Here is a 25,958-nt window from a genome sequence, read left to right as displayed (position 1 = left end):
TTCGGGTTGCCCTCGCGCACATAGGACTTCCCCCGCTCAACCCAGATGCGCCAGCAGGCGCGGCCGCAGCGTCGCCAGTCCCTTGTACTGAATGATATCGTCGGGCAGATGCGTGAGCACCGACGCGAACTGCGTCCGCCAGCCCGGCACCGTCAGGATATCGGCCAGCGGCAGAAGATAGGTGCGGATCAGGAACACGATCGCCCCGCTTTCGGGCAGGCGCACCAGATGCTGCACCTCGACACGCATATGGAAAACATCGGCGAAATCGTCGCAATCGGCCATGCGGGCGCGGGATGCGCCCCAGTCGGCATAGCTGTCCAGCGCGGTATCCAGCCGGTACCCGGCGGTCGAGGTCCAGTTTATCCGCCGATAGGCCTGCCCCGCCGGCAACCGTATCAGGAAGCGCTCGGCCCGCGGGATCGCACCGTCGGCGAAATCACGCGGCACCGGCCCGTGGATCTCCATGAACGACATGCCGGCGGTAAAGGCCATCGACCAGTTGGAGGCGAAGGTGACGCACCCCGCATCCGCCCACAACCGGTCCTCGCGCTGGTCCAGCAGGACGATGTCCTCCTGGATCTGGCTCCCCAGGAACATCAGCGGTCCCATCGGCAGCGACGCATCGTCGCCGTAGCGGAACGCCTGGCGCGTGCCCAGCCGCCGGTTCGTCCACACATGGCCGTCGCCCTGGCGGTCCAGCGTCATGGCCGGGTCGGTGGCCGCCAGTTCCCGCAGCCCCCACAGCAAGGCGTCCCAACTGGCGGCCCGCATATGCGGCAGTTCGACATGGCGGGACGGATCGCGCGCCAGGATGTCGCGCCGTTCCGCCAGCTCGGCCGCATAGGTTTCGTCCGGGTCCAGGATCGTGCGTCCCCATTCCCCCACGAGCGTGCGGCGCGCCCCCGGCGCGGGCTCGACATTGGCGCTGTAGGCATAGCGGTCGCCGGTGAACGGCCAGGGAAAGCGCCGGATGCATGCGGCGCGGACGGGGTCGGACATCGTCTGGACCATATGCCTCACGGGCTCCCTACAGATCGAGGCTCAGGACACCCTCGGCCCGCGACACGCAGGGCATCAGGCAGGACTGTGCGGCGCGTTCGGCCGGCGACAGCACCAGGTCGCGATGCAGGATCGTCCCTGCCGCGTTGTCCATACGGCATTCGCCACACACGCCGCGCCGGCACATCGCGGGCCATTCCACCCCCGCCGCCGCCAGCGCGTCCAGCAGGCTGGCATCGGCGGCCACCGCGATATCGCGGCCCGTCCGGCGCAGCCGCACGGTAAAGGGCGCGCCCTCGGCGGCGTCGACCCCGCCGAACCGTTCGGCATGGCAGCGTTCGTCGGGCCAGCCATGCCCCCGCGCCAGAGCCAGCGCCGAATCCATCAATCCGTCCGGGCCGCAGACATACAGGTGCGTGCCCAGGGCCTGCGTCCGCAAGGCCTGATCCATCGCCGCCTGCATGGCGGCACGCCCGCGCAGGATCCGCAGCCCGTCCCCGGCCAACGCCGTCAGTTCCGCGTGATGGGGCACCGGCGCCCCCGCACCCACGGCGTAGAGCACGCTGACCCGACGCCCCCAGCGCCGCGCGGCCCACAGGTGCGACAGGAACGGGGTGATGCCGATGCCGCCTGCGATCAGCAGGTGATGCCGCGCCGTCGCCACGGGCGCGAACGCATCGCGCGGCCGGCCGCACCGCAGGACCTGCCCGGGACGGACCCCATGCAGCCAGGCCGATCCCCCCTGCCCGTCGGGCCGGTGCAGGACCGAAATCGCGTAGCTGTCGGGTGCATGACCTTCCCCCGTCAGGGAATAGGCGTTGCGGCGGTCGCCGCATGCCACCACCAGATGGCTGCCGGGCGCATAGGACGGCAGCCCCCCGCCATCGGCCGGCCGCAGGACGAACCCTCGGACCGAGGGCGTCACATCGACGATCCGCTCCACCCGCAGGGCCAGATCGCCGGCCGGCGCGCTCACGCCGACACCTCGGCATCCACGCTGAAGGCGACCAGCGCCGCCAGCCGGCGCGACAGGTGCTGATGCACGACCAGCATGCGGCCACAGCCGGGGCAGGCGACGTGCGACCCTGGACCGGCCGCCGCGCGGAACAGGGTCTTGCAATGGACGCATTGCAGGCGGGCCGGCCCCTGGCCCACGGCGTGGCAGCGGATCTCGGCCTCGATCATGCCGGCCGCCCGCGCCCGGGCCGCCAGCATCAGGATATCGCCCGCCGGGCCGGCCAGCATCAACCGCCACCCTACCCGCGCCGCGCCCAGGGCGTCGTCCAGCCAGGCCAGCATGTCGTCGTCGTCCGCCGGCGCAGAGGCATCAAGGCGCTGCCGGCAGGGATGGCCGGCCGCTGTGACATCGGCGGACCAGCGGGCCAGCGTCCCTGCCGCCGCCGGCCCCAGGCCCATAAGGACAAAGCCCCGCCCCTGCGGATCGATCCCCGGGGCCGAGGCCGGCCAGCGCGGCAGGTTGGTGGTGGCGGACGGCACGAACCGGCGATGTTCCCGCCCCGTCTCAGCCGACGGATGTCCTGCCTCGTGCGTCATGGCGGCCCCTGTCCGAACGGTCTTGTCCGTCCGGCCGGCACACGCCCGGTCCGCGACGATTCGGTCCCGGATCGTAGCGGACGCTTCAACCGGAAATCAATCGCCCCCTCCACGACCCATTGCAAAACCGAATCCGTATTCACAACGAAAACGCAATGGTATACCGTCCTGTCGACAGAAGACGGTGGCGGGACGGCACATGTCCGAAAGCAGCGTGGAACGCGCCTATGACAGCCTGCGCCGCATGGCGGTCGGCTTCGCGTTCAAGCCCGGCGAACGGTTGAACGAGGGCACGGTGTCCCGCACGTTGGGCATGAGCCGCGCCCCGGTGCGCGAGGCGATGAACCGGCTGGCCAGCGAGGGCCTGCTGACGGTCGTCCCCGGCCAGGGCTTCTTCTGCCGCCAGCTCAGCATCTCGGAAATCGAGGCCCTGTACGAGGTCCGGGGCGACCTGGAGGCCGCATCGGTCCGCGCCGCGGCCCGGCAGGGCGATGCCCGCGCCCTGTCCGACCTGCGAGCCGCCGCCGCGTCCCTGGTCGCGGCGGCGGACGGGCTGGACATCGACACGCTGATCGCGCGTGACGAGGCCTTCCACCGGGAACTGGCGCGGCTGGCCGGCAATGTGGAAAGGGTGCGCATCCTGGAAAACGCAAACGCGCGCATCCGCTTCGTCCGGCAGATCAATCTGGAACGGCCGGCGCGGACGCTGCGCTCGCTGACCGACCATGTCGCCATCGCCGACGCGGTGGCGCGGGGCGATGGCGAGGAGGCAGCGGCGCTGATGCTGGCCCATCTGGGCGACAGCGCCGCCCAGGCCGGCGCCGGCGTCCGCGACGGGCTGGCGCGCATCTACGCGCGGGCCGTGGCATGAGGATCGTCATCCTGGGCGGCGGCGTCGTGGGCGTCACCACCGCCTACCAGTTGCAGCGGGACGGGCATGAGGTCGTCGTGCTGGACCGGTGCGCCGAGGTGGCGGCCGAAACCAGTTGGGGCAATGCGGGCATGGTCGCCCCCGGCCATTCCTTCGTCTGGTCGTCGCCGGCCGCACCGATGACCCTGCTGAAATCGCTGTTCCTGCGCGACCAGGCGCTGCGGTTCCGCTTTTCGGCCGATCCGCATCTCTATGCCTGGTCGCTGCGCTTTCTCGCGCAGTGCACGGCAGACAGGGCACGGCGCAACACGCTGCTGAAGCATCGGCTGGCCGCCTATTCGCAATCGGTGCTGCACGAGGTGCTGGGGCGCGAGACCATCGTCTACGACCGCAGCGACCGTGGCATCCTGTATGTCCATCGCAGCGCCCAGGCGCTGGAACGCGGCATCGCGCAGATGCGCCTGCTGGAATCCGACGGGCAGGTCGTGCGGGTGCTGGACCGTACGGGCCTCGCCGCGCTCGACCCGGTACTGGGGGCGGCGCCGGGCGTGGTCGGCGCCATCCATTGCCCGACCGACGAGACCGGCGACCCGGCCCTGTTCACCCGCGCCCTGGCCGGCCTGGTCGCCGCGCGCGGCGGCGAGATCGCGACCCGGACGACGATCACGGGCATCGAAACCGACGGGCGCGCCGTGACCGGCATCCGGACCGGCGGCGGGCGCGTCACGGGCGACGCCTATGTGCTGGCGCTGGGGTCATACAGCCCCATCCTGGCGCGCCGGATCGGCATCCGCCTGCCGATCTATCCCATCAAGGGCTACGCGTTGACCATCCCGATCGGCGGCCATGCCCATCCGCCCGCCATCGCATCGGTCGACGAACATCATCTGGTCGCGATCTCGCGGTTCGGCGACCGCCTCCGCGTCACCGCCACGGCCGCGTTCTCGGGCTATGACGTCAGCCACAAACCGTCCGACTTCACCTTCATGACGGACGTCGTCCGCAACCTGTATCCGGACGGCGCGGACTATGCGCGGGCGCAGATGTGGGCGGGGCTACGCCCGATGACGCCGACGAACCTTCCGCTGTTCGGACGGGCTCGATACCGCAATCTGTATCTCAACACCGGTCACGGCCACATCGGCTGGACGATGTCGCATGGCTCGGCCCGCATCACGGCGGACCTGATCGCCGGCCGGCGGCCCGCCCTGCCCATGGACGGATTGCTGGCCACGCGGGCGGGGCATGCACCATGACACAGGCACCGCCCCTCGACCTGGGGGTCATGGACTCGGCCCTGGATGGCGGCCTGGCAGCGCGGGCGGCGCTGGGCGTCGTGGTGCTGGCCACCGACCAGACGCTGGAACATGAATTCCGCTTCCTGCTGGATGGGCCGACCTTCCCGGGGGTCGCCTTCTACGTGGCGCGGGTGTTCAACGACGCGGACATCACGCCCGCCACCCTGCAGGCCATCGGCGCGCGCCTGACCGATGGCGCGGCCCTACTCCTGCCCGGCTGCCCGCTGGACGTCGTGGCGTTCGGCTGCACCTCCGCCACCATGGTGCTGGGCGAGGACGCGGTGTTCGCCGAACTCCGCAAGGCCCGGCCCGGCGTGGCCTGCACCACGCCGATCACCGGCGCGCTGGCGGCGTTCGCCGCCTTCGGTGCCTGTAGGATCGGCCTGCTGACGCCCTATCGCCCCGACATCAACCGGCGCATCGCTGCATATTTCGCCGGTCGGGGCGTGCATATCGCGGCGACGGCGACCTTCGACCGGGTGGACGACCGCGACGCCGCGCGGATCTCGGTGGCGGATATCGAGGATGCGGCCGCGCGCATGGCCCGGTCCGGCGCCGTCGACGCGCTGTTCGTCTCCTGCACCAGCCTGCGGGTGGCCGAGGCCGTCGAGCGGATCGAACGCCGGATCGGCCTTCCCGTGACCTCCAGCAACCATGCGATGGCCTGGCACATGCTGCGCCTGGCCGGCATCGCCGATCCGCGTCCGGGCGCCGGGCGCCTGTTCCGCCTCTGACATCACCTTCCCACGAAAGAGCACGGCAATGACCAGCGTCACCCGCATCCAATCCGGCCCGAGAATGAGCCAGGCCGTCATTCATGGCGACACGATCTATCTGGCGGGGCAGGTCGCCCTGGACGCGCCGGGCCAGCCCGTCGCCGCCCAGACGGCCGACATCTTGGCCCGCATCGACACCCTGCTGGCCGAGGCCGGCAGCGACAAGACGAAGCTGCTGACCGCCACGATCTGGCTGGCCGACATGACGGATTTCGACGAGATGAACGCCATATGGGACGCCTGGGTAATCCCCGGGGCGACGCCAGCCCGGGCCTGCGTCGAATCGCGCCTGGCGGCGCCGCAGTTCACGGTGGAAATCGGCATCGTCGCCGCGCGCTGAGAGTCCGTCTGAAAATGGCCCCCGAGGCTCCACCATTGACCCTTCAGACCGCAACCGCAACGGGCCGGCCGGCACGCGCGCGTGGCCCGATGGGCGCGTACGGACATCTGCTGGCGATCTACCTGATCTGGGGCAGCACCTATCTGGCGGTGAAACTGTGCCTGTCCGGGCCGGCGCCGCTCTCGCCGCTGCATCTGCAGGTGCTGCGCGAGGGCTGCGGCGCGCTGCTGCTGGCCTGCATCACTGCCGTGCGGCATGGCGGGCCGGGCCGTCTGAGCTGGCGCGAGGCCGGCCTGTGCGCGCTGACGGGCATCCTGATGTGGGTGGGCGGCAACGCGCTGGCGACGTCCTGCGCGCCCTATGCGCATTCCGGCTTCATCGTCATGGCGATGGGGACGATCCCCCTGTGGTGCACGCTGCTCGACTGCGTGCTGAACCGCGCCAGGCCGACACCCCGGGTGCTGGCGGCGCTGCCGCTGGGGCTGGGCGGGCTGGTCATGGTGGTGGCGCCGGCCCTGTCGGGCCAGGGCGCCATCGTCACCCGCCATCCGGTGGTCGTGGTGCTGGTGCTGCAACTGGCGGCCGTCACCTGGGCGCTGGGCACGGTGCTGCAGCGCCGGCTGGCCGGCCGGCTGCGGCCCGGTTGGACGGCGGCCATCCAGATGGGGGTGGCGGCGCTGATTCTGGGGGGCGCGTCCTCGGCCGGCGGATGGTCCGTCCCCGCCCATGTCGGGGCGACGCAGGCCGCATCCTTCGCCTTCCTGGTCATCTTCGGCTCGGTCGTCGCACCGGCGTCCTATATCGTCGTCCTGCGCAGCTTCTCGCCCGAAATGGCGTCCACCTTCGCCTACGTCAATCCGGTCGTCGGCGTCCTGCTGGGCTGGATGGTGCTGGGGGAACGACCGGCCGCGCTGGCAATGGCGGGCATGGCCGTGGTGCTGGGCAGCATCGCGTTGATGATGCGCCGGGGGGCATAATACCAACGGGCAGCACAGGCGGGCTTCGCCCGAACCCACCAGGGCCTGAGGCCCTGGACCCCGATCACTGGGACAAACGAACGGGAGGCAAGGGCCGAGGCCCTTGCCGGGCTGGGGCGGAGCCCGACCTTCCTTCTTGCATTCTTGCAGCCGTGGTGCGTGCCGCAGGCCGGCCGTCAGGCCAGTTCCTCCAGGCAGCGATCCAGGGCGTGGCGCAGGGCGGCGACGATGGCGTCGATCCCGTCGCGGTCGATGATCATCGGCGGGCAGAGGGCCAGCGCATCGCCCATGGCGCGGGAAATCACCCCGCCATTCTGCAGATGCAGCGCCGCCCGCTTCCCCAGCGCCCCGGCCGCCAGGGGGACGGCGGGCGACAGCTTGGCCGCACTCAGTTCGACCGCCGCCACCAGCCCGACGCCCCGGATTTCATCCACCAGCGGATGATCGGCCAGGCTGGCCAGGCGGTCCTGCATCCACGCGCCGGTCTCGGCGACATGGGCCACCAGGTCGCGTTCGCGGATGATGCGGATGGTCTCGATCGCCACGGCGGCGGCCACCGGGTGCCCGCCGCCGGTGAAGCCATGGCCGAACGTGCCGATCGCATGGGTCTGGTCGGCGATCGGCTCGAACACCTTCTCGTTCAGCAGAATGGCGGAAATCGGCAGGTAGGAGGATGAGATCTGCTTGGACAGCACCATGATGTCGGGCTTGATCCCGTACGTCTCGCACCCGAACATGCGCCCGGTGCGCCCGAAGCCGGTGATCACCTCATCCGCCACCAGCAGAATGTCATGGCGGGCCAGCACCGCCTGGATCTTCTCCCAATAGGTCGCGGGCGGCACGATCACCCCGCCGGCGCCCATCACGGGCTCGCCATAGAAGGCCGCGATCGTTTCCGACCCTTCGCGCTGGATCATGTCCTCCAGTTCCTGCGCCAGGCGGGTGGCGAAATCCTCCTCGCTTTCGCCGGGCCGCGCCTCGCGGCGGTAATGGGGGGTGGTCAGATGCAGGAAGCCGGGCAGCGGCAGGTCGAACGACGTGTGGTTGGCCGTGATCCCGGTCAGGCTGCCCGACGCGACGGTGATGCCGTGATAGGCGCGGTGGCGGCTGATGATCTTCTTGCGTTGGGGCTGGCCCAGCGCGTTGGCGCGGTACCAGAGCATCTTGATGACGGTATCGTTCGCCTCGGACCCCGAATTGGTGAAGAAGGCCTTGCTCATCGGCACAGGCGCCATCGTGACCAGCATTTCCGCCAGATCGACCATGGGGCCGTGCCCCTTGTGTGGTAATAGGGCAGACGCGTCATCTGCCGCATCGCCGCCTCGATCAGACGAGGCTCGCTGAAGCCCAGACCGACGCTCCACAGGCCGGCCATCGCCTCGATATAGCGGTTGCCGGCCAGGTCGTAGACATGAATGCCCTCGCCCCGGTCGATGATCAGCGACCCGCTTTGCAGGTTCGCGCGCGCATCGGTCAGCTGATGCATGACGTAGCGCGCGTCCCGCATCTCGGTCGCGGTGTCCTCGGTCTTGTCGGTCATGATCTGGGCGTATTCCCTGTGGCGGCGCATCGGCGTGATGGCATATCGGATATTGTAGCCGATATCCGACCAGTTCAACTGATTCCGATATCGATATGGTCCGCCGGTGAACAGGCCCGCGGGCCCCAAGGGTCACCGCGACTGAGCCGCAACCGGGTGGCGCGCAGCGGGGCAGTCCTGCTACGATATGTATCCTGCCCATCGCGAAGGATTCCTGGCATGGACCACGCCATCGCCATCGTCACCGGTTTCCTGCTGGGCCTGTTCGGCCTGATCGTGGCGGCCATCACGGTGATCGAGCAGTTCGCCCGGAATATCCTGGCCAGCGTCGGCATCGTCGGCGAATTGCAGACCGCGCTGCTGGTCATCCTGCTGGCCGGCCTGATCGTGGGTGCCTTCCGCATGTTCGGCGGCATCTTCGCCGTACTGATCAGCGCAATCCTGATCATGATGCTGGCACACGCCGTGTTCGCGACGACAGGCTTGCCCGCCACAACGCATTTCTGATTCACACGAAGCCGATTGACCGCGTCCTCGACCTCGCGACGGTCGAACGGGGCGACGGCATGGGCCAGGCCGCCAGCCCCGACGAAGGGTCTATCGCTGCCGGCGGAAGGCCACCCGCCGCGACAGGCCCGCGGATACATGCCGGACCGACGCGACATAGCCCGGCCACGCCGGCGCCCGCAGGCCGGTCCGGCGCATCGGCCATGCCCCGCGCAACCGGCGCTGCGCGCCGGGGGGAACGCGCGTCCGTTCGCCCCTTGTGGCCATCCACTCGCTGACGAGGATATGACCGATGATACCAGCTGCGTGACTCATTGATCGAGTCCTCCCCTCATCGGGTCTCACAAAAAAACTGGCAGACAGCCTCAAGGTTCCCGTCCGGACGGCGATGCGCCCTACCCCGAATGGCCGCCGTGATCGCCTCCGCCATGCCCGCCACCGCCATGGCCGCCACCACCGGGGCCCCCGCCCCCATGCTCGCCGCCGCCGGGGCCACCGGGGCCACCACCGCCGGGTCCATGACCGCCTCCGCCGGGGCCGCCACCATGCCAGCCGCGATCCCTTCCACCCTGGCCGCCGCCGGCATTGAACCCGCCCCCGGGACGGCTGCCCTCGCGATCACCACCGCCGTGATCGGGACCATAGAAGGGCGGCGGCCGGCCCGGCCTGTTCCCTCCGTCCCGTCCGGGTCCGCCCCGACCACTACCGCCCCAGCGATCACGGTCGGAAAACCACGGACGGCCACGATAATGCGCGCCCCAGTAATTGCTGAACACGAAGCCGGCCAAGGGCAGGCCCACCATGGGACCATAGGTTGCCAGCGGCCCCGCCCCGCCATTGTACAGGACCTGAATCCGGTCCTGCGGCGCCCATCCCCGATAGGGACCGTCGGCGATGTCGCACCAGCCCCATCCCGGCTCGCACCCGAAAATATCAATCGGCGTACCCGGCGGCAGCGACCCGACCACGGGATAGTTCGGCGACGGACCGGCGAAAACGTCTGTCCCGCCTACAATAACGCCGGGGGCCGCCAGTGCCGGGGACGCCATGCCCCCCAGCGCCAGAACCGTCAGGGCGGCCTTCAAACGATGTTTCATCCGGACCGCGGCTCCATGATGCGATGGTCGATCAACGATCGCAGAGTGGGCAGGTTGCGCGCAAATGAAAAGCCCGCCGCGACGCGGATGGCATGGGGCTTCGTCATGTGCCGCCCGCGGGGGTTTGCAAATCCCGAATCGCAATGGTTAAGTGACCGTGCCAGATGACGCGAATGTGACGGAACCCCATGACGATCGACCCCAGCAACGAACTCCGCGCGCGCCCCGCGCAGGTTGGGCGGAACGGGGCCGCACGCCGCCGGACAGGTGCCGCCCTGCTGCTGGCCATTGTCGCGGCGCCGGCCGCGCCGCCGGACGCCGAAGCGGCGCACGCCACCAGCCCCCCGGCCGTGGCCCCCGTCATGCCGTCCCTCGGGGCGACATCCGATATCGCGCCGTCCCCCGCCCCGCGTCCCGAGGATTTCCGTTTCGTCGAGGATCTGGAACGACGGACCTTCACCTGGTTCTGGGATGCGGCGAACCCCAGAAACGGGCTGATCCCCGACCATTATCCCTCGCCCGACCATTTCGCCAGCATCGCCGCCGTGGGCTTCGGCCTGACCGCCTATGGCATCGGGGCGCAACGCGGCTACGTCACGCGGGACCAGGCTGCGGCACGCACGCTGGCCACCCTGCGCTTCCTGTATCGCGCGCCGCAGAACGCGGCCGAGGACGGGGCCGCCGGCTATCACGGCTTCTACTACCATTTTCTCGACCCCCGACGCGGCACGCGCTTCGCCCGCTGGTCGGAACTGTCCAGCGTGGACACCACCCTGCTGCTGGGCGGCGTGCTGTTCGCACAATCCTATTACGATCGCGACACCCCCCGCGAACGCACAATCCGGCGGCTGGCGGACGCCCTGTACCGTCGGGTGGACTGGTCCTGGATGCGGGCCCACGCGCCATTGCTGGACATGGGCTGGACCCCGGCCGGCGGGTTCCTGCGCAATGACTGGGACGGCTACAGCGAGGGGATGCTGATCTACCTGCTGGCGCTGGCCTCGCCCACCCATCCGGTACCGGCCGACACCTGGCAGGCCTGGACCGCGACCTATGCGCGGCAATGGGGCACGTTCCAGGGTCAGACGCTGCTGAATTTCGCACCCTTGTTCGGACATCAGTACAGCCATTCCTGGGTTGATTTCCGGGGTATCCGCGATGCGTGGAGCCGCGCGCACGACGTCGATTATTTCGAGAACAGTCGCCGCGCCACCTATGCCCAGCGCACCTACGCCCAGGCCAATCCCGGCGGCTGGCGCGATTACGGCACGAATGTCTGGGGGCTGACGGCCTGCAACGGCCCCGGCATCGTCACGCTGACGGTCGATGGCCGCGCGCGCAGCTTCCAGGCCTACAGCGCACGCGGCGCCGGCCGCGACTATGTCTCGGACGACGGCACCATCGCGCCGACGGCGGCGGGTGGCTCCATCGCCTTCGCTCCGGAAATCGTCTTTCCGGCGCTGGAAGAAATGAAAGACCGCTACGGCTCGCGCATCTACGACCGCTACGGCTTCGTCGACGCCTTCAACCCCAGCTTTCCGTCCGGCGCGTCCTACTGGGCCGATACCGAACAGTTCGGCATCGACCAGGGGCCGATCCTGCTGATGATCGAGAACTGGCGCACTGGCTTGGTCTGGGCCACGATGAAGAAGAACCCCTACATCCGCGCCGGCCTGGCGCGCGCCGGCTTCTCCGGCGGCTGGCTGGGCGACGAGACACGCCAGGCCCGCGGTGACCCATCCCCCGGGGCCGCCCGGCACATGTAAGGCTGCTTTAAAATTCGTTCTGTCGGGCAAGATTACCCGTGGCGGCGAGCCCCAGCCTAAGGTCGGGCTTGGCCGAACCCATCAGGGCCCGAGGCCCTGGACTCCGGTCATGGATAACGCGCTACCAAGCCGCGCCGAAGATCAGCGCACAGGCATAAAGCGCGATGATCCCCGCGATGCCCACGATCATCACGGACCAGTATCCGATCGAATGGCCACGCGTTGTGGACAGCCGGCGTGCAAGAATATCGGTCATGGATGCCCCCTTTATTCCCGAGGCGGTTTCTCGACCCCCTGCAGATGGGCGCCCCGGGCAGGGCGGCAAGACGCCGCAGGGACACAATTGGTCACAACCGCACGATCGGTCCCCTTTCCACGGCTTCCTCCCCGGAAGAATGCGCCCGCCCCTTGCCGGACACGGGCGCCGGCGCGCATGCTGACACGTCTGCATCCGCGAAGGAGCTTCCCGCCATGCGTATCCGTCTGTTCCTGTCCGCGCTGTCCGTCGTCGCCCTGATGGGGGCAGCGGCCACCGCCTCGGCCGCCCCCTGCCGGGACGCCAAAGGCAAGTTCGTCACCTGCCCCAAGCCGAAACCGGAAAAATGCCGCGACGCCAAGGGAAAATTCACCAAATGTCCCGCCGTTCCGGCGACGCCGGGCTGATCGCGGCGTAGTCCCGCAAGGGTCCCGGGGCGGGGCGGGGCAACAGGCGTCCCCACCCGCCCCGGGGAAAGTGCAACTCCCAACGCGCCCAGTCGTTCGCTGCCCACACAGGCGCCTCGATGGAGGAATGCGATGGGACGCTCCGCCCGACACGCGACCAGACAGGCCGTGCTGGCATTACTGGCCGTACTGGCCAACCCCGCCATATCCCTGGCCCAGCCCACCCCGCCCCCTCTGCCGCCCCCGGCAAATCCGCATACCAGGACACCGGCCGAACGGATGGGCGACATGCCGCAGATGCACTGCGCCAGCGAAATGTCGCCGTCGCGCTGCAGCCATCAGAACATGCTCGGCCCACCGCCCGAGCACCGGCCTCCACCTGAAAACACCCCGACGTCCAAGGAAAAGCCGGCCAGACAGCCCCATCGAACGGTACCGCCCCCGCCGCAAGGCGGCGTCGGCTGAGAAGGCGCCGTTACAGAACAACGAAACCGGCACCGCGTTCTCACGTTTCGTCCAAAACCTCAAGGATGATTCATGACACGTGCTTTTGCCGCCTTCCTGGCGCTGCTGGTCGCCGCCGCGCCGTTGACCGCCTGCACACACCACCGCACCTTCGGCGAGAAGGTCCGCGACACGGTCGATCCCCCCAAGGGACCTGTCGAAAAGGCCGGACGCGCCGTGGACCGCGCGACCGGCAACTGACCCGCCGCGCACGGCCGGGCCGCGGCGTCACGCTCTGGTCCGTGCCCGCCGCAACAGCCACATCGCAACACCCGTCACCGAAAACAGGCACAGCGCCAGGCCGTTCAGCCCGATAAGCACGCTCCACAGGTCGCCGGCCCACGTCGCGGCCAGCCGGTTCTGATGCAGGATCCGAATCCAGACATACAGGCGCTGCCCCACGCTTTGCGTGCCCGGGTCAGCCGTCACCGTCATGGCACCCGTGTGGCGGTCGACGCGAAGGGTAGTCGGCCGGTTCGCGCCATATCCCGGCTGCACGACGCGCACAGTGAAGGGACCTCGCGGCATTCCCAACTGAACGTCGCTGATCGTATCCTGCGGCCGGCCCTGGCGGATCGTCGCCAGCGCCATGTCCAGCCCGTCCTCCTCCATCGGTCCCGCATCCGTGGCGGACGCATGGCGGTGGTCGCGCTGCCCGTCCGCCATCGCGCCCGGCGGGCGCCGCTGCCCCGCTCCGCCACCAGGGAACATGTCCGGATAGCAGATCATCACCCCGCTGCCGGCCATGAAGGCGAGAAACAGGAACGTCCACGCTCCCACCGCCAGATGTGTTTCCCGCCACAGCCTCAGCCCGCGCGCCTTGCGCGAAATCATCAGGCCGCGCCGCCATAATCCCGATTGCCACAGATGGCTGCGCGGCCACCAGAGCACGACGCCGCTGACCGCCATCCCGACCAGGAAGACGCCGACCCACCCCATCGGCCCCCGTCCGACCGGCAGCAGCAGCAACGCCGTATGCAGCCGCATGGCGAAGCCGTAGAGGGTGCTGCGCTTCTGCGTGCCGACCACATGGCCGGACGACGGATCGACCAGGATATCGAGGTCGGGCCGACGCCCGCCCGCCCGGCCGAACCCGACGCTGGCCGGGTCATGGGGGCCCTGCGACGGCGCATAGCGCAGCGCGCTGGACCCGGCGGGCGCCGCCGCACGGGCGGCTTCGACCAGTTGGCTCGCCGGCAGTGGGGGGCCGGACTGGATAATCTGCGGCCGCCCCGATGTCTCCTGCGGCAGCACGACCATCAGAAACCCGGTCAGGCCCTGAAGGGCGAAGGGAATCGCCAGGGCCAGCCCGATCCAGCGATGCAGTTTGCGCAGGATCCGCATCACGCGTCCCCGCGCATCATCATGCACATCATGCAGGTCATTCCAATCGGGGTTAGGAACGGGTTCGGGCAATACCCGCCCTGTTTCATGGTTTTTTCGAACAGAGGCTTCACAGCGTGCACCATTGCCGCATGAGGTTATGATAGCAATTGACCAGGCCCAGTATATCCGGATCGTCATCCGGCAGCCGGGCCCGCAGGCCCATGATGGTCCGGTCGAGGTCGAACAGGATGCGGCGCAGGCTTCCTTCGCGGATCAGGGATTGGGTCCAGAAGAACGACGCCCAGCGGCTGCCGCGCGTCACCGGCGCCACGCTGTGCAGCACTGTCGTGTCGTAGACGATCATGTCGCCGGCCGGCAGCTTGACGGCCTGCGTGCCGCTTGCGTCATGGACCAGCAGTTCGCCACCGTCATATTCCTCCGGCTCGGTCAGGAACAATGTCGCGGATATGTCGGTCCTGATCCGTAGCCCGTCGGAGCCGGGGATGTAGCGGATGGCATTGTCGACATGGGCGCCAAATTCCATGCCGACATCATACCGGTTGAACAGCGGCGGTACGGTGCGATGCGGCACGGCCGCACTGGTGAACAGCGCGTTGCGCGCCAGCGCACCCAGGACCAGATCGGCCAACGCGCGATGGTCCGGATGATTGAGCGGCAACTGAAGATTGTGCTTGGCCTGCGCCGATTGCGGACCGGCGGTGACGCGCCCGTCGCCCCAGTCGGCCTGGGCCAGCACGGTGCGGCAATGGGCCAGTTCGTCACGGCTCAACAGTTCGGGGATATGCAGCAGCATCACCTGACCTCACTTTCCGCAAGGAATCGTTCCATCTGAGCCCGGAATGCGGGCGTGCCGGTCCGGCGTGCGATGTCGAAATGACGCCGCGCCTGGGCGTGCCGGCCTTCCGCCAGCAGGAAGCGGCCGAAATTGAAATGCCCGCGGAAATCCCCGCCCTCGGCGGCCCGGACGTACCAGGCCCTCGCCTGGTCCAGGTCGCGCGCCACGGCCCAGCCGTCTTCGTAAAACCCGCCGATGATGTTGAAGGATTTGCAATGACCACGAGCTGCGGCCCGCCGGAACCACGCCAACGCCCGGACGTGGTCGGGCGGCCCGTCCCAGCCCAGGCTCAGCCCCGTCGCATAGTTGTACATGCCCCAGTCCAGACCGGCGCACGCGGCGGCGCGATACCAGCGCAGCGCCTCGGCCGGGGCGGGCGCCAGGCCCCACCCCAGTTCGCAGCAGCGCCCGACCATATTGTGTCCCATCGGATGACCATGCCGGGCCGCGGCAAGAAACCAGCCGAGCGCCGCCCCCTCGTCACGGGGCAGGAACCGGCCGTCGAGCAATATCTGCCCCAGCATCAGCTGCGCATCGGCCTGCCCCGCCCCCGCGAGGGCGCAGATCGCCTCGACGCCATCCGCGACACTGCCCTGCCACTCGCCCCGCATGCCGGTTTCACCCCAGGTCCCGCGCGAAGATTCAGAAATGGGCGTTCAGGGTCACGAAGGCGGTCCGACCGGGTGCCTGCGTGGCGTAATGCGTCGTGTAAGCCTGGGTGAAATACCGCATGTTGGCCAGATTCTGCATGTTGAGCTGCAGGCTGTAGTTACGGCGGAATTTGTAATTCGCCATGAAGTCGAAGCGCCAGTAGCTGGGCACGAATTTCGGCGCAGTGGGCGAATCCGTGCCATACACCTTGCTCATGTAATACACGCCCGCCGCCACCGTCAGCGGCTTGACGATCCGATAGGTCGTCCACAGCGCCAGGCTGTTCTCCGGCGTGTTCGGCGCACGCCGCCCGTCCATCAGCCCGGCCGCGGCCCCGGCCCCGCCGGCATTGAGCAGCCGCGCGTCCAGGTAGGTGTAGCCGCCGTTGATCGACCAGTCGCGGGTGATCTGCCCGTTCAGGCCGATTTCAAAGCCACGGACCCGCTTGGTGCCGCCATTGGCGATGCCGCCCGTCGCTGTGGTGATCTTGAAATTGGTGCTGTCGATCTGGAACAGCGCACCGGTCAGCAGCATGCGGTTATGCAGCAGGTTCCATTTGGTGCCGACCTCGATCGTGCGGTCGTGTTCCGGTTTCAGGACGCTGCCGATATTGCCGGTGCGGTCCGCGCCGAGGCTGATGTCGTCCGAACCCTGCCCCACGGAATTGCCCGGCGGAATGGCCGAGGTGGCGTAGGACGCATAGATCGACCCGTTGTCTCGCGGCTTGTACACCAGCCCACCCTGGTAGGTGAACAGATTGTCGCCCCGCCCGTATTCGCCCGCCGCCGAACGGTAGGTACTCTGCACATTGTCGTAGCGCACGCCGAAATTGGCCTGAAGCTGGCGCAGCAGCGTAATCGTGTCGAACAGATACACCGCCTTGGTGTCGAAGCGCGTGCTGTTCGGGTTGCCTGTATGCTTGAGGTCGCCGGACCAGAGATCGTTCGGGTTCGGATTGGTCAGCGAGGTGCAGGTAAAGGACGAAAAGGCCAGCGCCGTCGCACACCGGGTGAAAGCGGTGCCCGAGGTCACGTTCTGCCCGTTCACGGTGGCGGTGTAGTTATCGTTCTTGCCCTGCTCGCGCGTGAATTCGGTGCCCGAGGCAAACTGGTTCTTGAAGCCCAGCAGGTGGAACGACCCGTAGAAATCGGTCTGGTTGGTCGCCGTGTCCAGCGTGGAAATGCGGCTGTTCAGACGACGATAGACATAACCGTAATAGATGTTGCCCTGGCTGTCGTCCGGCATCGTCCACCGATCGTTCTGGGTGGTCTCGGAATAGCGCGTGGTATTGCGGATATGCAGGTTGCTGCTGAAATCATGTTCCAGCCGCAACGTGCCCATGTCGATGCCGTCCTGGTTGGCATCACGGTTTTTCAACCCGTACCAGGTATCGAACGGCACCTTCACCGGCGCACCGCTTCCCGTCGCCAGCACCCGCGCGGCGCCGTCGGACCGCGCATTGAAGGTGGGATTGTTGTAGGGAATGCCGACATCGGGCAGATCGTCATTCTGCATGTGATAATACATCACGGTGACGCGATTGGGTGTGCCCAACCCGAACGACAGGGACGGCGCCACGCCGAAGCGGCGGTAATGGGTGGGTCCGCGTCCGGCCACGCCCTGGTCGTCTCCCATCAGGTTCAGGCGGAACGCGCCGGTCGGGCTGACTCTCCAGTTGCCGTCGAACGTGCCCCGCTTGTAGTCGGCGTTGCCGAACCCGAGGCTGGCGTCGATCGCGTTCTTCAGGGTTGGCATCTTGCTGTTGATATAAATCGCCCCGCCGGCGCCGCCCCGTCCGGCGAAGGCGCCGGTATCGCCCTTGATGACCTCGACCGATTCCACATTGAACGTCTCGCGCGATTGCGCGCCGACATCGCGCAACCCGTCGACGAAGGTGCTCGACTGCGCGTCATAGCCCCGCAGGAACGGCCGATCGCCGACCGGATTGCCCCCCTCGCCCGCGCCCATCGTGATACCCGGCACGTTGCGCAACGCATCGGCCAGCGTGTTCGACCCGGTCTGGGTCAGCAACTGGCGCGAGATGATCGACACGCTCTTGGGCGTATCCAGCAGGGGGGCGGTGAATTTGGGAGAGGCTTCATGCCACAGACCGACGACCTCGATATGCTCGTGCCGGGGGGCCGGCCGGTCCTGGTGGGCCTTCTTCTTCTCGTCGTCCGACAGCTTGTCCGGTGCCGCTAGGCCGGGGGTGGCGGTCAACCCCTGGGTTCCGAGCATGGCCAGGGCCAGACCACCTAATGTCTGGCCACGCCGGGGCGTCACAACATGCGCGACACGCCATTTTCCAGTGACACCCATTCCCTCGAAACCTCTTATTACAAAACGCAAATGCGAACAAATCGCAGTTGCGATCTGCTCATGACGAAACCGAATCGTCAAGCAATTCGTTCATGACAAAGAATGTCAGAGAAAGGCTGATGCCACAGAGCCACACGGACCCTCCGCCTCTGCGACGGCCCTCTACGGCAGGGGACGCCCAACCGGCACGGATGTCATGGGATTTGGGCAAAAGAAAACCCGGCGCGTAGCCGGGTTTCTTCGAAGCGTTCGCCTCACTTCGTGGCGCCAGGCGTATGCCTTGGCGGCTGCCCGGGAGCCGGAGGTTCCTTCGGGTCCTTGCCCTGGGCAATGTCGGCATGCGCTTGCGTCTTCGTCTTCGCAGACGCCGTCTCGGCCTTCCTGCCATGTCCGCGGTTTGGAGAGGTGTGGCCCTTTCGTCTGTCCATGGTGCCCTCCTTGGGCTGGGGTGTGGACAGGAGATTAGGCGGCCGCAGGGGCGCTGCAAGGGCCGTCGCCCTGAGAAACCTGCGATTTTCAGGCGCTCAAGCCACGCCGTTCGAGACCGCTTCGGCAGCCAGGGACGAATGAGCAGCCGACTGACCGGACCAGAGCGAATCGAAGCGGATTTTTGGGGATGAGCGCCGCGCTGTTGGTTGTCTTCGCGTTCTTCCTGGGGACCAGAGCAAATATTTCAGGGGCGACGCGGCCCCAGCACGGTCGAGAAGTGATCCCGGCAGGACCGGGCAGACTGGCAGGACAGACACAGCGTCTGAAGGTTCGTCGGGTCGAGGCGGCGGTTGGGTGCTTCCTGCGCGCCGAGGATGTGGTCCGCGTCCGGGTGATCGCCCGGCGTCCGGCAGCCAGGCATGCGACAGAGGGGATATCGCGTCAGGTGCTCCTGCCGGACGCGTTCCCATGCGACGTCACGCCGAGGCTGATGCGCTGCCTTGCGCTTCTCGTCGCGGGCCTTTCGGCTGTCGTCGGCAGTCTTCTGCCAGATCTGGCGACGGGCGAGGGCGTGAACGGACATAGGCAGACCTGATTTTCGGGAATAAAAAACGGCGTGGCCCCCGAAGGATGCACGCCGCCTTATTATGAGGATTTAAATATGGAAACATTGGAAATGTTGGAAGTGAAAAATTCAGGTTGCGCGTTTTTTGCGATCGTCTCGACAGCCACTCGGTGCCAGGCCTTTGCCGTATGATTGCTGACACCAACCTTCGTGCCGATCTGGTTCCATGATCACTGATGCATCTGCGAAATCGGATGCACGATCGGCCTCATGTTCACGACCCTGCGCAGGTGCCTTTGCGTTCCGTCGAGGAACTGGCCCCATGATAGCGCCTCGTCCAAGCGCATGAAGGCTACCGGCTTGGCCGGAGTGACGCCGCATTCATTGCGACACACATGCACCGCCTGGATGGTGGGTGGCCAAATACCTGGGCAACAGCCTCGAGATGGTCGAGCGCGTCTATGGGTACCACAGTCCGCAATGACTCAAGCGTGCGGCGGACGCGCTATCCGTGTTCCCTGATTCGCGTGGACCAGAATGAAGCCGGACGGCCGATCGGCAAAATATAGGAAATCATGGTGCTGCTGGACAGGATTGAACTGTCGACCTCTCCCTTACCAAGGGAGTGCTCTACCACTGAGCTACAGCAGCAACGTGGGGACGGGCGCTTCCTACCGTCTCTGTCCGCAGGTTGCAAGCCCCCTGCTTCTGGAAATCGGCATGTCCCGCTCCCGGGTGGGAATCAGTCGTCGCGGTGGATCTTTTCCATCCGCTCATGCCGTTCCTGGGCCTCGATCGACAAGGTGGCGATGGGACGCGCCTCCAGCCGCTTCAGGCCGATCGGCTCGCCCGTTTCCTCGCAATAGCCGTAGGTGCCGTTCTCGACCCGCAGAAGCGCCTGGTTGATCTTGGAAATCAGCTTGCGGGCGCGGTCGCGGGTGCGCAGTTCCAGCGCCCGGTCGGTCTCGACACTGGCGCGGTCGGTGATGTCGGCCTCGTGAATGCCGCCTTCGGACAGGCTGGCCAGCGTCTCGTCCGCCTCTTTCAACAGGTCGGCCCGCCATTTCAGCAGCTTCTGGCGGAAATATTCCACCTGAAGGGGATTCATGAATTCCTCAGCTTCCGAGGGGCGGTAATCGGGGGGCAGTGTGATCATGATACGCGTCCTTGAACTTCGCCCCCGGACGAGACTTCGCCGGACAGGGGCCCGCCGCGAAACGGGCGGCTTATACGCTGCCGACTGCTGTCCGCCAAGTCGAAGATACCTTAAAATCGCCGCAATCCGCCCGAATCCGGGCGATTCGCATCGAAACGACCCCGGACCAGCATCAGCCCGGCCCGCGAATCGCGGTGGATTGCGGCAGCGTCGCCACCCGGGCGGGTGCTGCGGCGGGGTCGGGAAAGGCGGTTTCCCAGCCGCCGCCCAAAGCGGCATAGAGCTGCACCAGGTCTGTCGACAGGGCGGCGGTGCTGGCCGTAAGGTCGGTCTGCGCCCCCAGGACGCGCCGTTCCGCATCCAGCACGGTCAGGAAGGTCACCATGCCGTGACGGTACTGATCGCGCGCCAGATCCAGCGACCGTCCGTCGGCGGCGGCCTGGCGTGCCAGGCTGTCACGGCGCGCCTGTTCGTCGCGATAGGCGGTCAGGGCGTTGTCCACCTCGTGCCAGGCGCCCAGGACCGTGCGGCGATAGGAAATCGCGGCCTCCTGCTGAGCCGCCTTGCGCAGTTCCAGCTGTCCGCGCAGGCGCCCGCCCTGGAAGATCGGCAGGCTGATCGACGGGCCGACATTCCAGGCCCGCGCGTTCCAGAACCCCAGGTCGCGGAACGACAGCGACTGGAACCCGAAGCCGGCGTCGATGGTCACCCGGGGATAGAATTCGGCCACGGCTTCGCCGACCTGAGCGGTGGCGGCGTGCAGCTGCGCCTCCGCCTGGCGGATGTCGGGGCGGCGGCGCGCCAGTTCGGAGGGCACGCCCACGGGCACGCGCGGCGGCACCGGCGGAATGTCGGTATCCTTCAGCAATTCGCCCGCCAGGGCGGCCGGCGGCGCGCCCAGCAGCAGGCTCAACGCATTCACCTGCAGGGCGATCTGCTGCTCCATCTGCGGGATGCGCGCGTTGACGGCCTCCAGTTGCGACTGGGCGCTCTGCACGTCCAGTTCGGTCACCAGGCCGGCGCTGTTACGCTGCTGGCTCAGCTCCAGCGTGTGGGCGGCGGTGTCACGATTGTCCATCAGGATGTGCAGTTGGGCCTGCGCCTCGCGCAGGGCGACATAATCGCGCGCAACCTCGGCCATCTGGGCGGTCAGCACGCCGCGCCGTTCCTCGACCGAAGTGTCGAGGTCGGCCGACGCGGCCTCGTACTGCCGACGGACGCGGCCCCACAGATCGACCTCCCACGTCGCGTCGATGCTGTCGCGCCACTGGTCCAGCAGCGGGATGGTGAACTGCCCCGACAGGTCGGACAGGTTGGTGCCGTTCAGTTGCAGGTTCTGGGACTTGCCGACCTCGCTGACGATGCGCTGCAGCGTCTTGGTGCTGTATTGCGACCGGGTGTACGACCCGGCGGCGCTGAGGCCCGGATAGCGTTCGGCCCCGGCGATGCGCAATTGCGATCGGCTTTGCGCCAACCGGGCGGTGGCGATGGCGACCGACAGGTTTTCCGACGCCACACGCCGTTCCAGCGCGGACAGTTCGGCGTCGTGAAACACGTCCCACCAGGCCGGATCGGGGGTCGCATCCATAATGTCGTTGGCCACCGGTCCCTTGGGGGCCCTGGCGGACAATTCCCCCGGCCCCGCCCAGTGCGGCGGCGTCCATGGGGCGGGTTTACGGAAATCGGGTCCTACCGCGCATCCGGTCGCGACCACCGACAGCCCGACGATGGCGGCCCGCCATGAATATCCCCTACGCACCAGAACCGGCCCCCTGTCGCCCTCGACCCCGTCATCGCCCCTATCGACATGACAGGGTCCATTATGACATTATTCACCGAAACTGACCGACCCGTTCGGTCAGAACATTACCCTATCGGCTTTCCTCACCGGGTCAATCCACCCGGGCGGGGAAACCACCGCAGGAGCCTGTGCCATGTTACCCGCCCCGTCGTCCCCCGCCGCGCCGGATCTGCCTGGGGCGTCGGCCGCCAAGCGGCAGCAGATCCTGGAAGGCGCCGCCCGGATCTTCGCCGCCCATGGGTACGAGGGCGCCAGCATGTCGCAGATCGCCCGCGACGCTGGCGTGTCCAAGGGAACGCTGTATAACTACTTCGACAGCAAGGCGACCCTGTTCTCGGCCTTCGTGCAGCAGAGCGCCTGCCAGAACCTGCCGCGCCTGTTCGAGCCGATCGGCGAGAAACGCACGCCCGAGGAAACCCTGGTGGGGATCGCGACGGCGATGATCCGCCTGACCGTCTCGCCGGTGCCGCTGATGTTGCACCGGATCATCGTGTCCGAGGCCGCGGCCTTTCCGCATCTGGCCGAGACGTTCTGGCAGAACGGCCCGCAGAAGGCGATCGACATCTTCGCCGGCTGGCTGGCCGAACGGACGCGCGAAGGGGTGCTGGACGTGCCCGACCCGGTTCTGGCGGCGGAACTGTTCTACGCGCTGTGCCAGACACGGATCACCGGGCGCAAGCGCCTGCAACTGCCCGTCGATTCCGACCCCGCGCATATCGAAGCCATCGCCCGGCTGGCGGTGCGGGTCTTCCTCAACAGCTTCCAGCCCGGCCGCGACCGGACCACCACCTGACGCCGGGGCGGCGCGCGACGCGAATCCCCCACCGTCCTATCGGCGCCCCCTATCGGCGCCCCCTATCGGCGACCGTTCAGTTCGCGTTCGATCAGCGCGACATTGCGCAGATTGGCCTTGAAGGCGGCGTCGAAGATATCGCCCGCCACCGGCACGGTGTCGACCGCCGTTTCCAGGACGACATTGGCCACCATGCGCGCCAGCACGCCCCGCGACACGCCCATGCGCCAGGCCTCCCAGACGATATAGAGCGACACCAGCCCCATCAGCGCGCTGCCCCCGCCGGGAAACAGGCCAATCAGCGCGTCCAGCCCGACTCGAAACTTCGTGCCCGGCACCCGAAACGCCGCGTCCAGCACCCACGCCAGGCGCTTTATACGCAGCAAGCGGCGCGCGACATCGGCCCCCATCGGAGGCAGGACGTCGCCAGTAAATATGCCAGCCTGAACCATGGCCCCCACATGGGCCGCCCCAGGTCCGATTTCAACGGTGGGCCCGTAGGCCTCCCGATTCTCAACTCCGATATTGCGAATCATTCGCATATGTAAGATGGTCGCGCCGTCAAAGGAACCATCGTATGAAATCCGCACGTCTTCATCCCTCTCTCGCCCTCACCTTGGCGGGTTTTCTGGTCGCCGTCGGAACGGCGCATGCGGCGGAAACCCCACCCACCGCCGACCCAAAAACAATCAAGACCAAGGTCAAGGCCGAGAGCATCGTCGTCAAAGGGCGGAAATCCGCGGCCGTGGCGTCATCGGGAACCAAGAGCGACACCCCCCTGATCGACACCGCCCAGTCGATCACGGTCATCGATCGCCATGAACTCGACATGCGCGGGGTTCTCAGCCTCAGCCAGGCGGTGCGGTACACGGCCGGGATTACGCCGGATCAGCGCGGCTCCACGGCGACACGGTACGACCAGTTCGCGTTGCGTGGCTTTACGGTTCCGAACTTTCTCGACGGCCTCAAGCTGCAGGACAGCCCCACCGGCTACGCGACGGCGCAGATCGACACCTCGCGGCTGGACCGAATCGAGGTGCTGAAGGGGCCGGCCTCGGCGCTGTACGGGCAATCCAGCCCGGGCGGCCTTGTCGCGATGTCCAGCAGGCTGCCGACCAGCGCGCAATCCTACGGAAGCCTGACGGCGACGGGCGGCAGTTTCGACCTCTATCGCGTGGACGGCGATGTCGGGGGGTCGCTGACGCGCGACGGCTTCGTGCGCTACCGGCTCTATGGCACCGTCAACGGATCGCACAGCCAGCTCAGCCAGACCAAAAGCCGCCGCTACAGCATCAGCCCGGCGGTCACGATCGGCGGCGACGGCGACACGACGCTGACCCTGCTGGGCAATTACCAGGACGATCCGCAGAATGCCTCCTATGGATCGGTCCCCCTGGCAGGGTCCCTGCGACGGGCCGCCTTCGGTCGCATCAAGCAGGATTTCTACGACGGCGATCCCAATTTCGAGGAATTCAACCGCAAGCATTGGGCGACGACGTATATTTTCAATCACAGGTTCAACAGCAACTGGGCCTTCTCGTCGCGCGGCCGGTACGACGACGTAAAGACCATCTATGAAAGCGTCTACAGCGAGGGCGTCTATATGGACGCCGATTATGTCCGCGATTTCGAGCAGGAGGCCCTAGGCAATTTCAGCCGCGGCACGGCCTATGCCAATGAACGCCTGAAAAACCTGGCATTCGACAACCAGTTTACCGGCCGTTTTTCGACCGGCATCCTGCACCATTCCGTCATGATGGGCTTCGACTATCAGCAGAGCCGGGCAACCGAGTACGACGGGTTCGGGTCCGCGCCGTCCATCAACGTCCTGCAGCCGGTCTATGGCCAGACGATCACGCCGCCGGCGATTTCCAACCACTATATCACCGACCAGCACCAGATCGGCCTGTACGCGCAGGACCAGATCGACATCAGGAACTTCCACCTGACGGGAAGCCTGCGCAACGACTGGTACCGCAGCCATCAGCAGGACTACATCGGCGGCAGCAGCTCCAGCCAGAGCCCGGAACAGATCACCTGGCGGGCCTCGGGGCTGTACCATTTCAATTTCGGCCTTGCCCCGTACATCAGCTATTCGACCTCCTTCCAGCCGCAATCCGGCATAACGTCCGACAATGGCGGCCGCACAACGCGCCAGGCGGACCCGACGATGGGCAAGCAGCTTGAAGGGGGCGTGAAATACCAGATCCCCGGCCTGCCGATCCTGCTGACCGCCGCGGGCTTCCATATCGAGCAGACGAATGTCCTGACGGCGGTGCCCAACGCGAACTACAGCGTCGAAAACGGCAAGGTCCGTTCCGACGGTTTCGAGTTCGAGGCGCATGTCAATGTCTACAAGGGCCTGACGGTGGTCGCCACGGTCAGCACGCAGAAGGTGCGTGATCTTTCCACCCACAAGCCGCTGGTCCAGGTCGGCAAGGGCGGCGAATCGCTGTTCGCCTTCTACACGATGCAGTCGACTCCGCTGAAGGGGCTGGGCTTCGGCGGCGGCCTGCGCCATGTCGCCAGTTCCTATGGCGGCACGGCGTCCTATGGTGACGTCACGGTACCCAGCTACACCCTGTTCGACGCCACGGCGAGCTACGACCTTGCCAATCTCGGCCATGCCTTCAAGGGCTGGAAGGTCCAGGCCAGCGTGCGCAACCTGTTCAACAAGCGCTATGTCGCAAGCTGCTATGGCTATGCCCCGTATGACGAATGGTGCTGGTACGGGGAACGTCGTGCGGCCCAGGCGTCGGTCGGATTCAGTTGGTAATGGGCCAACGACCGGATTTCCAAAGGGCAATGCCCTTTGGCGGGTTTCAGGGTAGCGCCCCGAGGCTTGCCACCGGCGCATCATCCATAAGGCGGATTGGTATAACCCCATGACGCGCGGGCACCTGGCCATCGTCGCGCGGATTGCGGCGGGTGCGGGCGGGGGCTACGGCGTGGCGTCGCTGGTGGCCGTCGCCGCCGCCTACGGGTTGCCGATGTCCAGGGCGGATGCCGCCAGCGCTGGCGCGATGCTGGGCCTGCTGGTATGGCCGCCGATCGTGATGGCCTGCTTTTACGCCCGCAGCGCCACCCGTGCGTGGATGGGCATCATCCTTGCCGCACTTCTGCTGGGCGGGGCCGCGATGCTGGCGGGGTGGCGTCCATGAGGCCCG

General features: G+C 67.2%; 28 protein-coding genes and 1 tRNA gene. 13 read left to right on the top strand and 16 right to left on the bottom strand.

Going from position 1 to position 25,958, the window contains the following annotated elements:
• Positions 1–36 precede the first annotated feature (36 nt).
• From HLH34_RS02600 to HLH34_RS19125, 3 genes are read right to left on the bottom strand one after another with little or no spacing between them, the layout of a single operon-like run.
• Positions 37–1,014 carry a heme-dependent oxidative N-demethylase family protein gene (locus HLH34_RS02600; RefSeq protein ID WP_204737479.1) on the bottom strand — a complete coding sequence of 326 codons (978 nt, stop codon included), beginning with the start codon at positions 1,012–1,014 and terminating at the stop codon, positions 37–39.
• Between the two features lie 16 nt (positions 1,015–1,030).
• A complete protein-coding gene (locus HLH34_RS19740) occupies positions 1,031–1,978 on the bottom strand; it encodes a PDR/VanB family oxidoreductase (protein WP_220792014.1) in 948 nt (315 codons plus the stop codon).
• On the bottom strand, positions 1,975–2,556 hold the full coding sequence (locus HLH34_RS19125; RefSeq protein ID WP_220792013.1) for a dimethylamine monooxygenase subunit DmmA family protein: 582 nt from the start codon (positions 2,554–2,556) through the stop codon (positions 1,975–1,977). The genes HLH34_RS19740 and HLH34_RS19125 overlap by 4 nt, the downstream gene beginning before the upstream one ends.
• 199 nt (positions 2,557–2,755) lie before the next feature.
• Here HLH34_RS19125 and HLH34_RS02590 point away from each other — a divergent pair, with 199 nt between their 5' ends.
• The 5 genes from HLH34_RS02590 to HLH34_RS02570 are packed head-to-tail and all read left to right on the top strand — an operon-like array spanning position 2,756 to position 6,818.
• On the top strand, positions 2,756–3,427 hold the full coding sequence (locus HLH34_RS02590) for a GntR family transcriptional regulator (protein WP_183118053.1): 672 nt from the start codon (positions 2,756–2,758) through the stop codon (positions 3,425–3,427).
• A complete protein-coding gene (locus tag HLH34_RS02585; protein WP_183118052.1) occupies positions 3,424–4,683 on the top strand; it encodes a D-amino acid dehydrogenase in 1,260 nt (419 codons plus the stop codon). Before HLH34_RS02590 ends, HLH34_RS02585 begins: the two co-directional genes overlap by 4 nt.
• Positions 4,680–5,459, top strand: a complete 780-nt coding sequence (locus tag HLH34_RS02580) for a maleate cis-trans isomerase family protein (protein ID WP_183118051.1) — start codon at positions 4,680–4,682, stop codon at positions 5,457–5,459. The genes HLH34_RS02585 and HLH34_RS02580 overlap by 4 nt, the downstream gene beginning before the upstream one ends.
• 28 nt (positions 5,460–5,487) lie before the next feature.
• The gene (locus tag HLH34_RS02575) at positions 5,488–5,841 is read left to right on the top strand and encodes a RidA family protein (RefSeq protein WP_183118050.1); all 354 of its coding nucleotides are present in this window, start codon (positions 5,488–5,490) and stop codon (positions 5,839–5,841) included.
• 35 nt (positions 5,842–5,876) lie between these two features.
• A complete protein-coding gene (locus tag HLH34_RS02570) occupies positions 5,877–6,818 on the top strand; it encodes a DMT family transporter (protein WP_183118049.1) in 942 nt (313 codons plus the stop codon).
• A gap of 176 nt (positions 6,819–6,994) precedes the next feature.
• On the opposite strand, the gene HLH34_RS02565 is transcribed toward HLH34_RS02570, so the two are convergent.
• Together HLH34_RS02565 and HLH34_RS19735 are read right to left on the bottom strand one after the other, a co-directional pair.
• Complete coding sequence (locus tag HLH34_RS02565) at positions 6,995–8,083, bottom strand: aminotransferase (protein WP_306417753.1); 1,089 nt, start codon at positions 8,081–8,083, stop codon at positions 6,995–6,997.
• Positions 8,035–8,436: an aminotransferase class III-fold pyridoxal phosphate-dependent enzyme gene (locus tag HLH34_RS19735; RefSeq protein WP_306417752.1), complete on the bottom strand. Its 402-nt coding sequence runs from the start codon at positions 8,434–8,436 to the stop codon at positions 8,035–8,037. Before HLH34_RS19735 ends, HLH34_RS02565 begins: the two co-directional genes overlap by 49 nt.
• Positions 8,437–8,577: 141 nt before the next feature.
• On the opposite strand from HLH34_RS19735, the gene HLH34_RS02560 reads away from it, so the two are divergent.
• Positions 8,578–8,865, top strand: coding sequence for a hypothetical protein (locus HLH34_RS02560; protein ID WP_183118048.1), 288 nt, complete (start codon positions 8,578–8,580; stop codon positions 8,863–8,865).
• 90 nt (positions 8,866–8,955) lie between these two features.
• Here HLH34_RS02560 and HLH34_RS02555 read toward each other — a convergent pair whose 3' ends face one another.
• A complete protein-coding gene (locus tag HLH34_RS02555) occupies positions 8,956–9,180 on the bottom strand; it encodes a hypothetical protein (protein WP_183118047.1) in 225 nt (74 codons plus the stop codon).
• Positions 9,181–9,260: 80 nt separating this feature from the next.
• Entirely contained in the window at positions 9,261–9,962 is a 702-nt protein-coding gene (locus tag HLH34_RS19580) for an SH3 domain-containing protein (RefSeq protein WP_183118046.1), read from the bottom strand.
• A 362-nt stretch (positions 9,963–10,324) separates the two neighbouring features.
• Between HLH34_RS19580 and HLH34_RS02545 the strand changes: the two genes are divergently transcribed.
• Positions 10,325–11,728 (top strand): glucoamylase family protein, encoded by a 1,404-nt coding sequence (locus HLH34_RS02545; protein ID WP_220792023.1) that lies wholly within the window; start codon positions 10,325–10,327, stop codon positions 11,726–11,728.
• 121 nt (positions 11,729–11,849) lie between these two features.
• Here the strand turns inward: HLH34_RS02545 and HLH34_RS19575 are convergent, their stop codons facing one another.
• Positions 11,850–11,984, bottom strand: a complete 135-nt coding sequence (locus HLH34_RS19575) for a hypothetical protein (RefSeq protein WP_264784359.1) — start codon at positions 11,982–11,984, stop codon at positions 11,850–11,852.
• Positions 11,985–12,199: 215 nt separating this feature from the next.
• Between HLH34_RS19575 and HLH34_RS02540 the strand changes: the two genes are divergently transcribed.
• Both HLH34_RS02540 and HLH34_RS02535 read left to right on the top strand, forming a co-directional pair.
• Entirely contained in the window at positions 12,200–12,391 is a 192-nt protein-coding gene (locus HLH34_RS02540; RefSeq protein WP_183118044.1) for a hypothetical protein, read from the top strand.
• A 537-nt stretch (positions 12,392–12,928) separates the two neighbouring features.
• Positions 12,929–13,096: a hypothetical protein gene (locus HLH34_RS02535; RefSeq protein ID WP_183118043.1), complete on the top strand. Its 168-nt coding sequence runs from the start codon at positions 12,929–12,931 to the stop codon at positions 13,094–13,096.
• A 27-nt stretch (positions 13,097–13,123) separates the two neighbouring features.
• Here the strand turns inward: HLH34_RS02535 and HLH34_RS02530 are convergent, their stop codons facing one another.
• The 4 genes from HLH34_RS02530 to HLH34_RS02515 all read right to left on the bottom strand — a co-directional run bounded on the left by HLH34_RS02530 (position 13,124) and on the right by HLH34_RS02515 (position 17,966).
• Positions 13,124–14,239: a PepSY-associated TM helix domain-containing protein gene (locus HLH34_RS02530; protein ID WP_183118042.1), complete on the bottom strand. Its 1,116-nt coding sequence runs from the start codon at positions 14,237–14,239 to the stop codon at positions 13,124–13,126.
• 109 nt (positions 14,240–14,348) lie between these two features.
• Positions 14,349–15,035, bottom strand: coding sequence for a Fe2+-dependent dioxygenase (locus tag HLH34_RS02525; protein ID WP_183118041.1), 687 nt, complete (start codon positions 15,033–15,035; stop codon positions 14,349–14,351).
• Positions 15,035–15,688 (bottom strand): tetratricopeptide repeat protein, encoded by a 654-nt coding sequence (locus HLH34_RS02520; protein WP_183118040.1) that lies wholly within the window; start codon positions 15,686–15,688, stop codon positions 15,035–15,037. The genes HLH34_RS02525 and HLH34_RS02520 overlap by 1 nt, the downstream gene beginning before the upstream one ends.
• A 31-nt stretch (positions 15,689–15,719) precedes the next feature.
• Positions 15,720–17,966 carry a TonB-dependent receptor gene (locus HLH34_RS02515; RefSeq protein WP_244959573.1) on the bottom strand — a complete coding sequence of 749 codons (2,247 nt, stop codon included), beginning with the start codon at positions 17,964–17,966 and terminating at the stop codon, positions 15,720–15,722.
• Between the two features lie 697 nt (positions 17,967–18,663).
• Between HLH34_RS02515 and HLH34_RS02510 the strand changes: the two genes are divergently transcribed.
• The gene (locus tag HLH34_RS02510; RefSeq protein ID WP_183118038.1) at positions 18,664–19,071 is read left to right on the top strand and encodes a hypothetical protein; all 408 of its coding nucleotides are present in this window, start codon (positions 18,664–18,666) and stop codon (positions 19,069–19,071) included.
• A gap of 546 nt (positions 19,072–19,617) precedes the next feature.
• Here HLH34_RS02510 and HLH34_RS02505 read toward each other — a convergent pair.
• The 3 genes from HLH34_RS02505 to HLH34_RS02495 form a co-directional block, all read right to left on the bottom strand.
• Positions 19,618–19,692: transfer RNA gene (locus tag HLH34_RS02505), tRNA-Thr, on the bottom strand.
• A gap of 91 nt (positions 19,693–19,783) precedes the next feature.
• A complete protein-coding gene (dksA, locus tag HLH34_RS02500) occupies positions 19,784–20,197 on the bottom strand; it encodes an RNA polymerase-binding protein DksA (RefSeq protein WP_182959455.1) in 414 nt (137 codons plus the stop codon).
• A 172-nt stretch (positions 20,198–20,369) separates the two neighbouring features.
• Complete coding sequence (locus tag HLH34_RS02495) at positions 20,370–21,956, bottom strand: efflux transporter outer membrane subunit (RefSeq protein ID WP_183118037.1); 1,587 nt, start codon at positions 21,954–21,956, stop codon at positions 20,370–20,372.
• A 175-nt stretch (positions 21,957–22,131) separates the two neighbouring features.
• On the opposite strand from HLH34_RS02495, the gene HLH34_RS02490 reads away from it, so the two are divergent.
• A complete protein-coding gene (locus tag HLH34_RS02490) occupies positions 22,132–22,791 on the top strand; it encodes a TetR/AcrR family transcriptional regulator (RefSeq protein WP_183118036.1) in 660 nt (219 codons plus the stop codon).
• Between the two features lie 62 nt (positions 22,792–22,853).
• Here HLH34_RS02490 and HLH34_RS02485 read toward each other — a convergent pair whose 3' ends face one another.
• A complete protein-coding gene (locus tag HLH34_RS02485) occupies positions 22,854–23,243 on the bottom strand; it encodes a DUF4112 domain-containing protein (RefSeq protein WP_183118035.1) in 390 nt (129 codons plus the stop codon).
• 125 nt (positions 23,244–23,368) lie between these two features.
• Between HLH34_RS02485 and HLH34_RS02480 the strand changes: the two genes are divergently transcribed.
• Together HLH34_RS02480 and HLH34_RS02475 are read left to right on the top strand one after the other, a co-directional pair.
• Positions 23,369–25,567, top strand: coding sequence for a TonB-dependent siderophore receptor (locus HLH34_RS02480; protein WP_183118034.1), 2,199 nt, complete (start codon positions 23,369–23,371; stop codon positions 25,565–25,567).
• 109 nt (positions 25,568–25,676) lie between these two features.
• On the top strand, positions 25,677–25,952 hold the full coding sequence (locus HLH34_RS02475) for a DUF3649 domain-containing protein (protein ID WP_183118033.1): 276 nt from the start codon (positions 25,677–25,679) through the stop codon (positions 25,950–25,952).
• The last annotated feature ends 6 nt before the right edge of the window (positions 25,953–25,958 follow it).

The organism is Gluconacetobacter azotocaptans (assembly GCF_014174355.1).
Lineage (GTDB): Bacteria > Pseudomonadota > Alphaproteobacteria > Acetobacterales > Acetobacteraceae > Gluconacetobacter > Gluconacetobacter azotocaptans.
This window is presented reverse-complemented; position numbering and strand designations above follow the sequence as displayed.

Coding starts and splice junctions, on each gene's coding strand:
- HLH34_RS02600 (WP_204737479.1), bottom strand. CDS start 1,014: ATGGTCCAGACGATGTCCGACCCCGTCCGCGCCGCATGCATCCGGCGC.
- HLH34_RS19125 (WP_220792013.1), bottom strand. CDS start 2,556: ATGACGCACGAGGCAGGACATCCGTCGGCTGAGACGGGGCGGGAACAT.
- HLH34_RS02590 (WP_183118053.1), top strand. CDS start 2,756: ATGTCCGAAAGCAGCGTGGAACGCGCCTATGACAGCCTGCGCCGCATG.
- HLH34_RS02585 (WP_183118052.1), top strand. CDS start 3,424: ATGAGGATCGTCATCCTGGGCGGCGGCGTCGTGGGCGTCACCACCGCC.
- HLH34_RS02580 (WP_183118051.1), top strand. CDS start 4,680: ATGACACAGGCACCGCCCCTCGACCTGGGGGTCATGGACTCGGCCCTG.
- HLH34_RS02575 (WP_183118050.1), top strand. CDS start 5,488: ATGACCAGCGTCACCCGCATCCAATCCGGCCCGAGAATGAGCCAGGCC.
- HLH34_RS02565 (WP_306417753.1), bottom strand. CDS start 8,083: ATGGTCGATCTGGCGGAAATGCTGGTCACGATGGCGCCTGTGCCGATG.
- HLH34_RS02560 (WP_183118048.1), top strand. CDS start 8,578: ATGGACCACGCCATCGCCATCGTCACCGGTTTCCTGCTGGGCCTGTTC.
- HLH34_RS02555 (WP_183118047.1), bottom strand. CDS start 9,180: ATGAGTCACGCAGCTGGTATCATCGGTCATATCCTCGTCAGCGAGTGG.
- HLH34_RS19580 (WP_183118046.1), bottom strand. CDS start 9,962: ATGAAACATCGTTTGAAGGCCGCCCTGACGGTTCTGGCGCTGGGGGGC.
- HLH34_RS02545 (WP_220792023.1), top strand. CDS start 10,325: ATGCCGTCCCTCGGGGCGACATCCGATATCGCGCCGTCCCCCGCCCCG.
- HLH34_RS19575 (WP_264784359.1), bottom strand. CDS start 11,984: ATGACCGATATTCTTGCACGCCGGCTGTCCACAACGCGTGGCCATTCG.
- HLH34_RS02540 (WP_183118044.1), top strand. CDS start 12,200: ATGCGTATCCGTCTGTTCCTGTCCGCGCTGTCCGTCGTCGCCCTGATG.
- HLH34_RS02535 (WP_183118043.1), top strand. CDS start 12,929: ATGACACGTGCTTTTGCCGCCTTCCTGGCGCTGCTGGTCGCCGCCGCG.
- HLH34_RS02530 (WP_183118042.1), bottom strand. CDS start 14,239: ATGCGGATCCTGCGCAAACTGCATCGCTGGATCGGGCTGGCCCTGGCG.
- HLH34_RS02525 (WP_183118041.1), bottom strand. CDS start 15,035: ATGCTGCTGCATATCCCCGAACTGTTGAGCCGTGACGAACTGGCCCAT.
- HLH34_RS02520 (WP_183118040.1), bottom strand. CDS start 15,688: ATGCGGGGCGAGTGGCAGGGCAGTGTCGCGGATGGCGTCGAGGCGATC.
- HLH34_RS02515 (WP_244959573.1), bottom strand. CDS start 17,966: ATGCTCGGAACCCAGGGGTTGACCGCCACCCCCGGCCTAGCGGCACCG.
- HLH34_RS02510 (WP_183118038.1), top strand. CDS start 18,664: ATGAGCGCCGCGCTGTTGGTTGTCTTCGCGTTCTTCCTGGGGACCAGA.
- dksA (WP_182959455.1), bottom strand. CDS start 20,197: ATGATCACACTGCCCCCCGATTACCGCCCCTCGGAAGCTGAGGAATTC.
- HLH34_RS02490 (WP_183118036.1), top strand. CDS start 22,132: ATGTTACCCGCCCCGTCGTCCCCCGCCGCGCCGGATCTGCCTGGGGCG.
- HLH34_RS02485 (WP_183118035.1), bottom strand. CDS start 23,243: ATGGTTCAGGCTGGCATATTTACTGGCGACGTCCTGCCTCCGATGGGG.
- HLH34_RS02480 (WP_183118034.1), top strand. CDS start 23,369: ATGAAATCCGCACGTCTTCATCCCTCTCTCGCCCTCACCTTGGCGGGT.
- HLH34_RS02475 (WP_183118033.1), top strand. CDS start 25,677: ATGACGCGCGGGCACCTGGCCATCGTCGCGCGGATTGCGGCGGGTGCG.